This is a genomic window from Streptomyces sp. UNOC14_S4, assembly GCF_020740835.1.
Taxonomy (GTDB): domain Bacteria; phylum Actinomycetota; class Actinomycetes; order Streptomycetales; family Streptomycetaceae; genus Streptomyces.
The window spans coordinates 1-14280 of the sequence record NZ_JAINFC010000166.1; the positions used below are offsets into that span (position 1 = coordinate 1).

Genomic DNA, 14280 nt, shown 5'->3' on the forward strand with positions numbered 1-14280 from the left:
AGATGTTCCTTCTCAACCAGCTCAGCCATCGAAGGCTAGAGTCGGTCATGTTGACGCTCCTCTGCGGCGTTGACCACGCCCCGGCGCTGGTGAGAACGGCCGCCGGGGCCCTGCGCGACCCAGCCTGCCGACGACAACAGGCTCCAGTGTTCCCGAATCGGGAACACTGGAGCCGTGACCGATCTACATGCCCACCCATGCGGCGAGGGACGCCAGGCCCTGCGGTGCCCGGCGCTGACGACGGACGAGGACTGCGATGGTCTCCCGCAGCAGAGGGTGGTACCGGGCTTGTTGCGGAGCGACCTCTCTTGCCCGATGCAGTGCCCTCTCGGCTGCTTCCGCCTTGCCCATCTGTGAATAGGCTCGCGCCATTTCGATGTGGTACCGGCCGATACGCATCTTGGGGTGGTCCGGCGGGAAATGAAGTTTCTTTGCCGACTTCATCGCGGCCCCCAGGTTTCCCAGCTCGACCGATGTGGCCACATCGAAATGAGCCACATTCGTCAGCCCGAACGATGTCCAGTAGACCCTGGGAACGTCTCTCCCGATTTGCTTGGCCGCTTTTCTGGCCAATTCAAGATGCCCGGTCACATCGTCTTGATTCTTCGCTTGAGCCGCGGCAATGGCGCCGGCCAAGTACAGGCTTCCCGAAACGGCGAGAGCGGAAGTCGAGTGGGGATCTTCGCACTGAGCCACGAGCTGATGCCCGCGCTCCAGAACCTTGAGTGCCATCTGGTTGTTGCCGCGCCGAAGCAGCATGCTGCTCCGCTTGCTCAGGCGAAGCGCCAACAGTAGAGGGTCCTCGGCTTGTTCCGCCATCCAGCCCATTCGCTCAAGCGCGATCGCTGCAAGCTGGTGGTAGCCGAGCCGGTACGCAAACTCGTAGGCCACCCAGTAGCACCAGCTGAGACTTACGGTGGCTTGTCGTCGATCCGGAGAACTCCTGGGAAGTAGGCTGACCGCCGTGGTCAGTTCACTCAGTAGGCCGGGCAGTCTTTCGCCGACTCCTTTGTATTCTGTCGCGCAAGCACTGAGGCAAATCCCGTTGACCTCATGAGCGATCTCGTTCACCGGGCGAGGCATGATGTCCAGGTCTGGGCCGAGGTCGTACATGTCCAGCGCTTCCGTCAGAGGCGCGATCATTCGGTCCAGCTTGTCCTGCTGCATCTCTGAGGCGTATGGCTGCCCGTTGAGTACTGCCACGTCTACCTCAAGTACCCGGGCAACGGCTGCCACGATGGCTGGTGTTGCGGGGGTGAGTCCTGCCTCCACCTTTGCGATGGTTCCACGGGAGACGTAGGCTCGCTGCGCTAGCCCCGTTTGAGTCAGTTGACGTAGTTTGCGGTAGTCGGCGATCCGGGCGCCGATGTGATCGTCTGCGATGTGCGCCATACTGAGCTCCGTTCTGACCTAGACACTCAGAACAGTACTCCTGCGCGACTGCGGGAGAACGGTCAACGGCCCTCCGGTGGAGGGCCGTTGGGCTGTTCGGTGGCGGTTCTTCTGCGGGGTTATCTCTCTGAGGAACGTCGTTCGCAGACGGCAGTGACCGGGGGACAAGCGCCCAGGTCATTGCCGGTCGGACTGTGATTGCCCTGCATCGTCTGCCGGATTCCCGGGAAGCAGAGGAAGCGCAGTCGGACCGTCCCTCGCTTGCGGGAGCCGCGATGAGCCCGGTGCGAGCGTGTGGCATTGGTACGGGACACCCCCGCTTGCGCGGGGAACACTCGAGGATCGCGGGGATCGCGCGCGAGGTGGTCGGAACACCCCCGCCTGCGCGGGGAACACGAGCCACGGGCGTTCCCCATCACACCGAAGGTCGGAACACCCCCGCCTGCGCGGGGACCACTCGAAAAGGCGGCTGAACGGGGGCTCGTCCAACGGAACACCCCCGCCTGCGCGGGGACCACCGGCGAGGCCCCGCACCGCCCGTGCCGCGCGTCGGAACACCCCCGCCTGCGCGGGGACCACGAGTCCTCAAGCCCCCGCTGTCGAATGCGGACCGGAACACCCCCGCCTGCGCGGGGACCACCCGCGGCACCTCGTCACGACCGCCCCCGGCCGCGGAACACCCCCGCCTGCGCGGGGACCACCCCGCAGGGTCGACGTAGACGGCGCCAGAGTTCGGAACACCCCCGCCTGCGCGGGGACCACGGCGGGGCCCCGACGGTACCGCCGGAGCCCCGCGGAACACCCCCGCCTGCGCGGGGACCACTCCAGCCCGAAGCACTCTCCGAGACGGCTGCCCGGAACACCCCCGCCTGCGCGGGGACCACGCTCTCGGCGAGCACACCAGGGCGATGAGGGCCGGAACACCCCCGCCTGCGCGGGGACCACTGGCAGACGAGGAACAGGTAAAGCCGCTGTGCCGGAACACCCCCGCCTGCGCGGGGACCACAAGCGCGAGGCAATGCAACTCGGAGACCTGGTCGGAACACCCCCGCCTGCGCGGGGACCACGTTGAAGGCGTCCCTGGCCGGATTACCGAATTCGGAACACCCCCGCCTGCGCGGGGACCACGGACCAGTAAAAAGGACCACGTGATCGTGGAACGGAACACCCCCGCCTGCGCGGGGACCACGAGCGCAGGAGCACGGTCAAAGCAGATCGATCCGGAACACCCCCGCCTGCGCGGGGACCACCGGATGCGGGTAATCCGTTGGCGATCCTGATTCGGAACACCCCCGCCTGCGCGGGGACCACGGCACCATGCAGGACCCGCACCACCGGGCCGTCGGAACACCCCCGCCTGCGCGGGGACCACGTCGGCGCCGACATCCTGATGTTGCGCATGATCGGAACACCCCCGCCTGCGCGGGGACCACGCTCCCGGCAACGACATCCCCGGACACTCCGCCGGAACACCCCCGCCTGCGCGGGGACCACTGCACCAGAGCAGCGCTGGCACGATGGATCATCGGAACACCCCCGCCTGCGCGGGGACCACTAGTGCCGAGTGTGTCGCCCTTCGTGAGGCTCCGGAACACCCCCGCCTGCGCGGGGACCACCAGCACATCGTTGCCGACGGCCTCGGGGTCCGCGGAACACCCCCGCCTGCGCGGGGACCACGTACGCGTCCGGGGTGGATACCTGCCCGGATTCGGAACACCCCCGCCTGCGCGGGGACCACCGTGCCGGTGAAAGGTCCGCCGGGACGAGAAACGGAACACCCCCGCCTGCGCGGGGACCACCCCGAGACGGACCTGCCGATCCTGTCCTTCGACGGAACACCCCCGCCTGCGCGGGGACCACTCGAATCGAGAAGGGCCCCGGCGCCGAGGCCGAGGAACACCCCCGCCTGCGCGGGGACCACTCAATCAGTGCGACCAGAGCGGCGTTGCGGAGCGGAACACCCCCGCCTGCGCGGGGACCACGAAAGAAGCTGCCTTCCGATCTCTGATGCCACCGGAACACCCCCGCCTGCGCGGGGACCACCGTCAGCCGGTGCCGAAGTTCCGGCAGGTTTTCGGAACACCCCCGCCTGCGCGGGGACCACGCCAACAAGGCTCCCCCGACCCCGGCGTTCGCCGGAACACCCCCGCCTGCGCGGGGACCACCGGCGATCACCGATACGGGCCCATCGAGGCCGCGGAACACCCCCGCCTGCGCGGGGACCACTGCTGAAGCTCAACGAGCCGCCTTTTAGCCGCCGGAACACCCCCGCCTGCGCGGGGACCACGAAAGAAGCTGCCTTCCGATCTCTGATGCCACCGGAACACCCCCGCCTGCGCGGGGACCACCCTTCCTGAGCTGCGTCTTCAGGGGGGCTTTGCCTTTCCCTTACCTATGGGGCGCGTGTTCAGCATTGCTCCATAGTGGCAGACGGTTTCGGGAGGCAGCGATCATCGCTAGTGCGGTAGCGGGTGTTATGGGACGCGAGGGCCTCGGAGTTTCAAGTAGCCGATCACGGGCTGACCAGCTGCTCCTCCGTGGCCCTGTGGCTCGTGGGGTTCATCCCGGCGACGTCATCGGGTAAGCCCCAAGGCAGCAGGTCGGGGCATCAGCGTGGCGAAGCCGCCGGGCGCAGCGCAGAGCGCCCAGCGGCGCTGCGGCGGCGCAACGGATCGCGGTGGCCTCACTGTAGGGCGGCTTCCCGAGGCTTGGAACGGTGAGCAACGGCCGTCGGAATCCGGTGGGAATGGAACGCGGGAGTGCGCCGGACGGCGCGAGCGCTTCGTGTTCCGGGGGGCTCAAGGGAGGAGCTCTGCCGCAGTCTTCACAAGAGCCTCACCAACACTTCCCAGCCATTTCGCAACACCGCCGCAATAATGTCACGTGCCTCACAACCAGCTCCGGAAGTCGCGGGCCGGTTCAAGGGGGTGGCCGGTCCTGATCGGGCGGTGCAGTCAAGTGGTGTGACGTGCTTCTACTCTCCCTCGCCATGCGCAGATCAACATTGGGACGGCTCAGCCTGTCCGCAGCCATCGCGTCCACCGTCGGCCTGCTCGGTCTGGCAGCCCAGCCGGCCTCTGCCGCCGAGGCGGTGCCCATGACCATTACTGTGGACAAGGCGTCGGCGATGCCCGGCTCCACGGTGAACATCACGCTCACGTTCACCAACGACCAGACGACGAATGCCCAGTTCGTCTATCAGTCGATCCAGCCGACCTGGGCCACCACGTCGGACCCGGCCGTGAAGTACGCGTTCACCACCTGCGCCGGGGACACGAACTCCTGCACCGTGCCCACCAAACAGAGCGGCGCCGTCGTCTTCAACGCGCCCGTCCTGCCCGGTGCCTCCCGCACCGTCACCATGAGCTACCAGATCGCCGCGGACTCGGCGTGCGGTCCGTCCCGGCGGGTCGAGTTCTACACGTACCTCTACTACGAGTACCAGGGCGGCCAGCTCAAGAAGGACGGCCTCTACCCGGTGGGTGGCACCGACATCGCGTGCAAGACCGCGGTGAACGCCAAGCGCTGAGCCGGCGGCCTCGGTCACGTACCACCCCCAGCGTTCGGCCCGGCCGGGTTTCCGGCCGGGCCTGGCCCCCCTTGAGGTAGAGGCAGGGCTCGTTCAGAGCGTCGCCACCGCTTCGTCCGGCAGCTCTTCGATCTCGTCCCGCGCCATCAGCCCCGCCGTCCACAGCGGCATCAGCCAGAACGCCACCAGGGCCACGACCGACACAGGAAGCAGTGCCCCGGAGGCGAACTCACCCCGGGCCATGCCGACCGCCGCGAGGGTGACGACCGCGGCGAAGAGGATCGCCACGGAGATCCGGTGCGCACGGGCCTGCACCCGGTGTCGGTCCGCGAGCTGGCGCTCGTCCAGGACGCGGGAGCGCAGTTCCAGCAGTCCTCGCGTGCAGCTGTTGATCGCACCCGTCGCGCAGCACCACAGCGGCAGCAGGACGGCGATCCCGCCCAGCACCACCCACGGCGCCCGCGCCGCCATGCCGCCTATCATGACGGCCAACGTGCCGCCGGTCAGGGCGACATGCGCGGCGACGAGGGTCCGGCGCCGTGCCGCGGTGGCGTAGAGCGGTCGGCCCGCCGGGTTGTTCATGATCTGGACCATGTGCCGGTCGTAGCGCGTGCCCCAGTCGTGCTGTCGTGTCGTCAAGACGTCCTCCCGTAGACCTCGTCGGTGAGCGGCCGGAACGGCTCCAGTGAGAACAGTGCCTCGACCGGCAGCCCGAAGTAGCGGGCGATCCGCAGTGCCAGATCGAGGCTCGGGTTGTACTGGCCGCGCTCGATGTAGCCGATGGTCTGGTAGTGCGCGCCCACCGCCTCCGCGAGGCTCTGACGCGACACCTTCCGCTCCGCGCGGACCACCGCCAGCCTGTTGTGCACCTGCTCGCTCATGTATAAGAAGTACTACATTGCATCGCAGTCGCGCAATGACAGGTGATCAACACCCGTGATGCAGGAGTCCGCGGCAGCAGGAGTCAGGCGGCCCAGCGCCTGTGGCGCAGCGACGCCGCGTCGAAGCACGGGCCGCAGACAGGGAAGGACACCTCGCCCAGCGCGGGCAGGTGGAAAGTGAGGCGGAGGTCGGGGTACGCGTCCTCGGAGCACACCTGGTGGCCGCGGTGCGCGACAGCGCACAGGCAGTGGCAGGGCTCGATCTGCTCCATCGAGTCGAGAGAGTCGAGAGAGCCGGGAGAACCGAGCTGTGCGGAGTGGTGGCTCTTCCACGGACCTGCGAAGGCAGCCATACCACCCATGGTAGGGCGGATGTTCGATCCCGGCTCGGCGAGCGAGTCGGCGAGTGGGCCGGCGAGCGAGCCGGGATCGGTATGCCGTCCGCCCGCCGTCAGGCCAGCGGCAGCGCCTTCCGCATCCTCTCGACCCCCTCCGCGAGGATCTCCGGCGCGGTCGCGAAGTTCAGGCGTACGTGTCCCGCGCCGCCCGTGCCGTACGCCGTGCCGCCGTTCACCGCCACGCGCCCGCGCTCCAGGAAGGCCGCGGCGGGGTCGTCCCCGAGGCCGAGCGCCCGGCAGTCCAGCCATGCCAGGTACGAGGCCTGCGGCGGCGCGTACCCCACCTCCGGCAGGTGCTGCGACAGGAGGTCGCCGAGCAGGCGCCGACTCCCGTCCAGAGCCGTCAGTACGGTGTCGAGCCAGGCGCCCCCGTGGAGCAGGGCGGCGGTGTGGGTCAGCACGCCCAGGTGGCTCGGGCCGTGGCTCACCTCGCCGGGCAGCCGGGCGAGGTCGGCGGCTGCCGCGGGGCCCGCGACGGCCAGCGCCGCCTTGAACCCGGCCAGGTGCCAGCCCTTCGCGGCGGACATCAGGGAGAACGCGCCCTCGGCACCGGGCACCGACAGGTACGGCACGAAGCGGGCGCCCGGCAGCACGAGCGGCCCGTGGACCTCGTCGACGACGACCCGTACGCCGTGGCGGTTCGTCACGTCGGCCACGGCGGCCAGCTCCTGCGCGGTGTGCACGGTGCCGGTCGGGTTGTGCGGGCTGCACAGCAGGTACGCGGCCCGCCGCCCGCCCGCCACGGCCTCCCGGCAGGCCGTCTCCAGCACATCGAGGTCGATCCGGCCCGCACGGTCGAGCGGCGCCTCGACGATCCGCCGGTCCATGTGTTCCACGAAGGCGTAGAACGGCGGATAGACCGGGGGGTTCACCACCACGGCGTCCCCGGGCCGGGTGATCAGCTTGAGGATCTCCACGGCACCGTGCATCACGTCCGTCACGATCGCCGAGCGCTCCGCCACCACCCCGTCCCAGCCCCAGCGCTCCCGCGCGAAGACGTCCAGCGCCCGCGCGTACTCCCGGCCGTCGGCATAGCCGGTGTCCCCCCGCTCCATGGCCTCGGCCACCGCGCGCACCACCGGCTCGGCGACCGGCACGTCCATCTCGGCGATCCACAGGGGCAGGACGTCCGGCGGATAGGCCGTCCACTTCGAGCTCGTACGCAGCCGCAACTCGTCCAGGGAGTAACGCCGCAACGGATTGTTCTCGGCAGCGGGCGCGGGGCCTCCGGCGGATATGGAATCTTCAGCAGGCACAGGAGCAGTCATGGGAGCTATTGTGCGCACCCGTGCCGCGGTGGCCCAGGGTAACGGCGGATCATGTCGGCATCTCGCCGTCGGGGCGGCCCGCCTTCCAGCCACGGTGCGCCGGCTTGCGGCCCGCCGGCTGCCTGGGCTCCACGCCCTCGGGTATGGCGGGGATTTTCCTGGTCACTGGCTCCTCACGCGTCGTCAGCAGCCGCTCGCCGCAGTGCCCGATCTCCAGCGGCTCGCCCTCCAGCAGGGAGTACGTGACGGACTCGCCCGTGATGTCCACCCGCAGCCGACGGCGCAGCACTTGCACCGTGAAGGCGATCCGGTCCAGCTGCTCCGGGAGCCTGGGCGCGAAAGCGACCGTGCCGTTCCGGTGCCGCATTCCGCCGAACCCCGCGACCAGCGCTATCCAGGTGCCCGCCAGCGACGCGATGTGGAGTCCGTCGCGCGTATTGCTCTCCAGGTCGGAGAGGTCCATCATCGCCGCCTCGCCGAGATAGTCGTACGCCAGGCGCAGATGCCCCACCTCCGCCGCCATCACAGCCTGCACACACGCCGACAACGACGAATCCCGGACCGTCAGCGGCTCGTAGTACGCGAAATTCCGCGCCTTCTGCTCGGCCGTGAACGCGTCCCCCCGCAAATACATCGCCATCACCAGGTCCGCCTGTTTGACGACCTGCTTGCGGTAGATGTCGAAATACGGGAAGTGCAGCAGCAGCGGGTACTGGTCGGGGCGCGTCCCGGCGAAATCCCAGTGCTGATGGCCGGTGAAGTCGGCCGACTGCTCATGGACGCCGAGCGTCTCGTTGTACGGCAGCGTCATCCGTGCCGCCGCGTCCCGCCAGGCGGCCGTCTCCTCGTCGTCCACGCCGAACGTGTCCGCCAGCTCGGGATGGCGCTCCGCCGCGTCCGCGGCCGCCCGCAGGTTCTGCTGCGCCATCAGGTTCGTGTAGACGTTGTCGTCGGCGATCGCGCTGTACTCGTCCGGACCCGTCACCCCGTCGATGTGGAACCGGCCCTGCGGATCGTGGTGTCCCAGCGAACGCCACAGCCGCGCCGTCTGCACCAGCAACTCCAGGCCCACCTCGCGCTCGAACGTCTCGTCGCCCGTGGCGTGGAGATAGCGCACCACCGCGTCCGCGATGTCCGCGTTCACATGGAACGCCGCCGTGCCCGCGGGCCAGTACGCCGAGCACTCGTCACCGCTCAGCGTCCGCCACGGGAACGCCGCGCCGTCCAGGCCCAGCGTCCGCGCCCGGTTCACCGCGTCGGGCAGCGTGGCGTGCCGCCACCGCAGCGGCTGCGCCGCGGCCCGCGGCGCCGTGCACGTCAGCACCGGCAGCACGAAGGTCTCGGTGTCCCAGAAACTGTGCCCGTCGTAGCCCGGCCCTGTCAGCCCCTTCGCCGCGATGGCCCGGCACTCCGCCCGCGCCCCCGCCTGGAGCACGTGGAACAGCGCGAACCGCACGGCCTGCTGGATCTCCGCGTCCCCGTCCACCTCGACGTCCGCGCGGTCCCAGAACGCGTCCAGGTACGCATGCTGCTCGTCGCACAGCCCCTGCCAGCCCGTGCTCTTCGCCCCGGCCAGCGCCGCGTCCACCTGGTCGTGCATCGCCGACAGCGACCGCACCCCCGACCAGCCGTACGCGACCGTCTTCTCCAGCCGCAGCACCTGCCCCGGCCGCAGCGCCGACGTCACCGTGAAGCGGCTCAGGTCCTCGCTGCTCTCCGCGTACGTCTTCGTCCCCTCCGGGCCGTCCACCTCGTGCTCGGCGGCCGCGGCCACCCGCAGACCGCTGCGCACCGTGCGATGGATCAGCCGCAGGCAGCTGCCGTCCGCCGAGTGCTCCTCCGACACCAGCGGCGATTCGAGCACCGCCGCCACCCGGGGGTCACCGCCCGCCTGCGGCAGCTGCTCGTTGGCCACCAGCTCCGACTGGAGGACGAGGCGGACCTCCGCGTCGACGGCCTCGACCTCGTAGCAGATGGCTCCCACGGCCCGCTGTGTGAAGGAGACCAGCCGCCGGGAGCGGACCCGCACCGTCCGGCCCGAGGGCGCCGTCCACTCGGACGTGCGCGACAGCAGACCCGTACGGAAGTCCAGCACGCGCTCGTGCTTCAGCAGCCGCCCGTACCGCAGGTCGAACGGCTCGTCGTCGACGAGCAGCCGGATCACCTTGCCGTTGGTGACGTCGATGACGGTCTGTCCCGACTCCGGATAGCCGTAGCCCGCCTCCGCGTACGGCAGCGGCCGCAGCTCGTACACGCCGTTGAGGTACGAGCCCGGCAGGCCGTGCGGCTCCCCCTCGTCGAGGTTGCCGCGCCAGCCGATGTGCCCGTTGGCGAGGGCGAACACGGACTCGCTCTGCGGCAGCACCTCCAGGTTGAGCTCGGTCTCCCGCAGACACCACGGCTCGACCGCGTACGCCGGATGGGTGATCACGCGGAGCCTCCCAGCAGCTCGTCCAGATCCTTCACCACCACGGACGCGCCGTGCGCGCGGAGCGCCTCGGCCTGTCCGACGCGGTCCACGCCGACGACGAAGCCGAACGCGCCGGCCCGCCCCGCCTCCATACCCGCCAGGGCGTCCTCGAACACGGCCGCCTGCGCGGGCTTCACGCCCAGCTCCTCCGCGGCGGCCAGGAAGGTGTCCGGGTGCGGCTTGCCCGGCAGCTTCCGCTCGGCGGCCACGACGCCGTCGATCCGGACCTCGAAGAGGTCCTCGATGCCCGCCGCGACGAGCACGTCACGGCAGTTGGCGCTGGAGGAGACCACGGCCCGCCGCAGCCCCGCGGCCCGGACCGCGTGCACATAGCGCACGGACCCCTCGTACGCCTCCACGCCCAGCTCCTTGATCTTGCGGAGCACGATCGCGTTCTTCCGCGTCCCGAGTCCGTGCACGGTGTCCCGCTCCGGCGGGTCGTCCGGGGCGCCCTCGGGCAGCTCGATGCCGCGCGAGGCCAGGAACGACCGGACGCCGTCCGCCCTGGGCATCCCGTCCACGTACTCGTCGTAGTCCGCGACCGCGTCGAACGGCCGGAAACCCGGCCCGTCGCGCTCGCGGAGGAAGGCGTCGAACATCTCCTTCCACGCGGCGGCGTGCACGGTCGCCGTGCGGGTGAGCACCCCGTCGAGGTCGAACAGACAGGCGTGGATGCCGGTGGGAAGCCCGAGGCTCGTCACCCGGCCATGATGCCCCGGCCGCGGCGGAACCGCTTCTCTTCGGCAATTCTCCGGCTTCTCCTCGGCAAAGACCGTGCTCATGTGCTGCACGTCCGTGCAGGGCCGTGCGGAACGATCTGATCCGCACCGTAAAGTGATCAAATGACCAGAGCCGTTGATGCCGTCGAGGCCGCCGCGATCGCCCTGGGTCAGGGCGCCTGGATCCCCCATGCCGAGGAACAGGCCATGGGCAGCGCGTTCCTCACCCACCGTGACGCCCTGGAACCGCGCCTGCTCCCGGGCGTGCCCGCGCACCCCGACCCCCAGGGCTGGATCTCCCAGCACATCTTCTGGCTGGAGGACGCGGCCGCCCTCGCCGTCGCGGTGCGCGACCAGTGGTACAGGCATCTGCCCACCAGCCATATGACCGCGCTGATCAACGCCTACGCCGAACAGGCCGCCGTCGTGACTCCCCTCGCGGACCAGCTCGCGGCGGTGTGGGCCGCCGAGCCGCCCGAGAGCCTCTCCCCGGAGCAGATCACCTGGTGGGAGGAGTGGCACGTACCGGCCGCGGAACGTCAGCAGCTGGACGCGGTGACGCACCGTCTGATCGTCATCGGCTCCGTCGTGGTCGCCGCGGTCACGGGCGCGTGGCAGGGCGGCGCACAGGGCTGAGCGGCCCCGCGGGGTCCCGGCACGGCCGGGGCCCTCGCCGTGCGGAGCGGATGCGGCGGCGTGAGAATACGGGTGACGTGAGAATACGGGTGATGGGAAGGGACGCCCGATGGTACGCACCGACATCATCGCCGAGCTCGAGACCGACCACCGGGTGCTCGAGGCACTGTTCCACTCGATCCACCGGACCCGGCTGGAGGACATCGGCCGCGAGGAACTCCTCGAAGAGGTGGCCGCCGAGCTCGCGCGGCACTCGGCGGCCGAGCAGGAGTACCTCTACCCGGTCGTGCGCGACCACGTCGCCGGCGGTGACTCCCGTGTGGCCAAGGAGGCGGGCGGCCAGGAACGGCTGACCGCCATGCTGCGCGGCCTGGAATCGAGCACGGTCCACGAACCGGGCTTCGACGCGCGCGTCCGCGCCCTGGAGCGCGAGGTCGGCCAGCACGTCCGGCGCGAGGAGCACGACCTCTTCCCGATGCTCCGGCGGGCCTGCCCGCCGGAGATGCTGCGCCACCTCGGCGACGAGGTTCGGCAGGGCAGGGGGCGCGAGCCGCGGGTGACGGGCGGCGGCGAGGCGGAGGCCGCGCGTCACGACGCGCGGCGGCGTGGGTGAGCCGTTGCGGCGGCCCGCTTTCATGGCCGGGGGCTGCGCCCCGGACCCCGCTGCGCCTACCGGGGGGCCTCTTGGGCTCGGTGCGCGGCTGCGGGTTTTATGTGGCTGGTCGCGCAGTTCCCCGCGCCCCTTATCAGGGTCACGTGAGTGAGAAATCGTCCGCGTAGACCGCGCCCTGGCCGTACCAGCCGTGGACGTACACCGTCGCCTTGCCGCTCGCGTCGGTCGTGAAGGGCACCGTCAGCTGTGTCCAGGTGTCGGACGAGGCCCACTGGCTCGCGTTCGCGCCGCCGCTGACGCCCACGTAGGCGTAGGGGCCACGGACCCAGCCCGTGAGGGTGTGCGCTGTGTTGGGCGCGAGGGTGACCGTCTGCTCGCACTGGCCGGTGCGGTCGGCGGAGGGCGTGACCTGGAGCGCGTGACCGCCGCCGTGCACCGGGGAGCTCACCACGGTGCTTCCGGCCTGGCAGGTCCAGGGGCTCGTGCCGCCGGTCTCGAAGTCACCGTTGCCGAGCCCGCCGCCGCTGCCGCCGCCCGTGACGGTCAGGGTGTACGTGGCGGTGTGCGCGCCCGACGGCGCGGTGCCCCGGACGGTGACCGGGTAACTGCCGGGTGCAGCCGACGCGCCGACCGTGACCGTGAGCTGCGCGGAGGCGCCCGCCGTCACGGAGGAGGGGCTGAGCGAGACGGTGACGCCCGCGGGTGCTCCGCTCGCCGTCAGGGCGACGGTCTGCGCGCTTCCCGCGACCACCGCGGTGTTCACCGTGGCGGTCGCCGTGCCGCCCGGAGGGACCGACGCGGCGGCGGGGGAGACGGAGAGCGAGAAGTCCGGCGTCGTGGGGGAGCCGCCTCCGGTGAACGGCGCGAAGGTGTGGGTGAAGTACCAGGTGTCCTGCGCGATGCCGGAGCAGGAGTCGGATCCCTTGGTTCCGGGGCAGCCGCCGTTGTCGCGCTGGAGCGCCCAGAAGGACAGGGTGCCGATGCCCTGGGCGACGGCCCAGTCGTAGACCTTCGGGGCGTCCTGGGTGGTGAAGGTCTCGGCGGGGCCGTAGTCGTCGATGCCCGGCATCTCGGTGACCCCGGTCATGGCCCACAGCTCGGCGGAGGACTTCGCCGGGTACAGCCCGGCCAACTGGCCGTGCAGCCCCTCGGCGGCGGTCCTCGTGTCGGCCGCCATGTCGTGCGTCGCGCCGTCGTAGTAGTCGAACGTCATGATGTTGACGACGTCGACGCGGGCGCCGTTGGAGACCGCGTTGCGCAGGACGGCGAGCCCGCTGTCGGCCAGGCCGTGGGTGGTCGTGGGCAGGGTGTAGGAGAACTGCAGCGTGCGGCCGGTGCTCGCCGCCCAGTCCTGCACCTGCTTGATGGCCTTGTTCCGGCGGTCGACACCCGCGCTGTTCGTGAGGGAGTTGTCCTCGATGTCGAGGTCGAGCCGGCTCACCCCGTACGTGGTGACGACGTTCTCGTACGCGGCCGCGATCTTCCCGACGTCCGCGCAGCTGTCGGCGAGCTCGGTGCCGCCGTTGTCCGCGGCGTAGCCCCCGAAGGACGGGATGACGTCGCCGCCGCCCGCGCGGATGGTGGTGATGTCGGAGCCGAAGACGGACGACGAGACGGGTTTGCCGGTGTCGCCGTTCCAGTACGGCGTGCACGAGCCCTTCGCCTCGGTCTGAAGGAAGGCCATGGTCAGGTGCTTCGCTCCGGACCGCGCGGCCAGGGCCGCGGGGCTGTCGGACGTCCAGCTCTCGAAGTAGGGCGCGAAGACGTGGGCGGGCAGGGGTGTCGCCGCGGCGCGGAGGGGCGGGGAGTGCTCGGCGTGCGCCGCCGCGTGCGCCGTACCGCCTCCCAGGGCCAGCCCGGCGGCGGCCGCGAGGGAGGCGAAGGCGGTCAAGAGCGGGTGTACGGGGCGTATTCGCCGAGGGGTGTGCGAGGTGACGCGTCTCATTGGATGCTCCCGGTGGGCCGGTCGTCCGTGACAGGTGGGGGGCCGGTTGCGCGGTGAACATCGTTGGACTGGACCAGAGTTGCGTCAAGGGTCCGTACGGACTGGATCAGGCGGGATCGGGACGGGTCAGTGCACGTGGACCGTCACCACAGGGGAGGTGCGCAGTTCGTCCGGGGTGGTGTCGGCCGTGTCGTCCAGCCCGTAGAGCACGCCGCGGAGTTGCAGCGCCCCGGGGTGCTGGGGCCGTACGCCCGTCTCGACCGTGGCTCCCGCCCCCGCCGTGACCGTCCTGCCGCAGCCCACCACGTGCCACGCGTCGTGCGCGCCGCCGCGCTCCTGGACACAGGCGCGCAGGAAGCGGGCCGCGTCGTCCTCGCCCGCGCCGCTGACGCGGACGGTCTGCCCGGCGTGGACGGGACGGGCGGGGGC

Annotated in this window: 11 protein-coding genes, 1 pseudogene and 1 CRISPR repeat array; of the genes and pseudogenes, 3 read left to right on the forward strand and 9 right to left on the reverse strand. The window is 70.5% G+C overall.

Annotated elements, in window-relative coordinates; genetic code table 11:
• Positions 1 to 183: 183 nt before the first annotated feature.
• Positions 184 to 1392 (reverse strand): helix-turn-helix domain-containing protein, encoded by a 1209-nt coding sequence (locus tag K6I34_RS16875; RefSeq protein ID WP_229326993.1) that lies wholly within the window; start codon positions 1390 to 1392, stop codon positions 184 to 186.
• A 306-nt stretch (positions 1393 to 1698) separates the two neighbouring features.
• Positions 1699 to 3740: direct repeats of the CRISPR family, unit length 29 nt; unit sequence CGGAACACCCCCGCCTGCGCGGGGACCAC.
• A 641-nt stretch (positions 3741 to 4381) separates the two neighbouring features.
• Here K6I34_RS16875 and K6I34_RS16880 point away from each other — a divergent pair.
• The gene (locus K6I34_RS16880; protein WP_229326995.1) at positions 4382 to 4921 is read left to right on the forward strand and encodes a hypothetical protein; all 540 of its coding nucleotides are present in this window, start codon (positions 4382 to 4384) and stop codon (positions 4919 to 4921) included.
• Positions 4922 to 5014: 93 nt separating this feature from the next.
• On the opposite strand, the gene K6I34_RS16885 is transcribed toward K6I34_RS16880, so the two are convergent.
• The 6 genes from K6I34_RS16885 to K6I34_RS16910 all read right to left on the reverse strand — a co-directional run bounded on the left by K6I34_RS16885 (position 5015) and on the right by K6I34_RS16910 (position 10639).
• The gene (locus tag K6I34_RS16885) at positions 5015 to 5560 is read right to left on the reverse strand and encodes a hypothetical protein (RefSeq protein ID WP_229326997.1); all 546 of its coding nucleotides are present in this window, start codon (positions 5558 to 5560) and stop codon (positions 5015 to 5017) included.
• Positions 5557 to 5802, reverse strand: a complete 246-nt coding sequence (locus tag K6I34_RS16890) for a helix-turn-helix transcriptional regulator (protein WP_229326999.1) — start codon at positions 5800 to 5802, stop codon at positions 5557 to 5559. The genes K6I34_RS16885 and K6I34_RS16890 overlap by 4 nt, the downstream gene beginning before the upstream one ends.
• An 83-nt stretch (positions 5803 to 5885) precedes the next feature.
• The gene (locus K6I34_RS16895; protein WP_229327001.1) at positions 5886 to 6155 is read right to left on the reverse strand and encodes a DUF6372 family protein; all 270 of its coding nucleotides are present in this window, start codon (positions 6153 to 6155) and stop codon (positions 5886 to 5888) included.
• A 98-nt stretch (positions 6156 to 6253) separates the two neighbouring features.
• Positions 6254 to 7468: a MalY/PatB family protein gene (locus K6I34_RS16900; protein ID WP_229327003.1), complete on the reverse strand. Its 1215-nt coding sequence runs from the start codon at positions 7466 to 7468 to the stop codon at positions 6254 to 6256.
• Positions 7469 to 7517: 49 nt separating this feature from the next.
• Positions 7518 to 9899 carry a glycoside hydrolase family 65 protein gene (locus tag K6I34_RS16905; RefSeq protein ID WP_229327005.1) on the reverse strand — a complete coding sequence of 794 codons (2382 nt, stop codon included), beginning with the start codon at positions 9897 to 9899 and terminating at the stop codon, positions 7518 to 7520.
• On the reverse strand, positions 9896 to 10639 hold the full coding sequence (locus K6I34_RS16910; RefSeq protein WP_229327007.1) for a beta-phosphoglucomutase family hydrolase: 744 nt from the start codon (positions 10637 to 10639) through the stop codon (positions 9896 to 9898). Before K6I34_RS16910 ends, K6I34_RS16905 begins: the two co-directional genes overlap by 4 nt.
• Positions 10640 to 10780: 141 nt before the next feature.
• Between K6I34_RS16910 and K6I34_RS16915 the strand changes: the two genes are divergently transcribed.
• Positions 10781 to 11293, forward strand: a complete 513-nt coding sequence (locus K6I34_RS16915; protein WP_229327009.1) for a hypothetical protein — start codon at positions 10781 to 10783, stop codon at positions 11291 to 11293.
• A 109-nt stretch (positions 11294 to 11402) separates the two neighbouring features.
• Positions 11403 to 11906, forward strand: coding sequence for a hemerythrin domain-containing protein (locus tag K6I34_RS16920; RefSeq protein ID WP_229327011.1), 504 nt, complete (start codon positions 11403 to 11405; stop codon positions 11904 to 11906).
• 139 nt (positions 11907 to 12045) lie between these two features.
• Here the strand turns inward: K6I34_RS16920 and K6I34_RS16925 are convergent, their stop codons facing one another.
• Together K6I34_RS16925 and K6I34_RS16930 are read right to left on the reverse strand one after the other, a co-directional pair.
• Complete coding sequence (locus K6I34_RS16925; RefSeq protein WP_229327012.1) at positions 12046 to 13851, reverse strand: glycosyl hydrolase family 18 protein; 1806 nt, start codon at positions 13849 to 13851, stop codon at positions 12046 to 12048.
• Positions 13852 to 13977: 126 nt separating this feature from the next.
• Positions 13978 to 14280: pseudogene (locus K6I34_RS16930) on the reverse strand (hypothetical protein); the annotation flags it as partial.

Bases quoted from the DNA above. Each gene is read 5' to 3' on its own strand.
- K6I34_RS16875 (WP_229326993.1), bottom strand. From the start codon at position 1,392: ATGGCGCACATCGCAGACGATCACATCGGCGCCCGGATCGCCGACTAC.
- K6I34_RS16915 (WP_229327009.1), top strand. From the start codon at position 10,781: ATGACCAGAGCCGTTGATGCCGTCGAGGCCGCCGCGATCGCCCTGGGT.
- K6I34_RS16920 (WP_229327011.1), top strand. From the start codon at position 11,403: ATGGTACGCACCGACATCATCGCCGAGCTCGAGACCGACCACCGGGTG.
- K6I34_RS16900 (WP_229327003.1), bottom strand. From the start codon at position 7,468: ATGACTGCTCCTGTGCCTGCTGAAGATTCCATATCCGCCGGAGGCCCC.
- K6I34_RS16880 (WP_229326995.1), top strand. From the start codon at position 4,382: ATGCGCAGATCAACATTGGGACGGCTCAGCCTGTCCGCAGCCATCGCG.
- K6I34_RS16890 (WP_229326999.1), bottom strand. From the start codon at position 5,802: ATGAGCGAGCAGGTGCACAACAGGCTGGCGGTGGTCCGCGCGGAGCGG.
- K6I34_RS16895 (WP_229327001.1), bottom strand. From the start codon at position 6,155: ATGGCTGCCTTCGCAGGTCCGTGGAAGAGCCACCACTCCGCACAGCTC.
- K6I34_RS16925 (WP_229327012.1), bottom strand. From the start codon at position 13,851: ATGAGACGCGTCACCTCGCACACCCCTCGGCGAATACGCCCCGTACAC.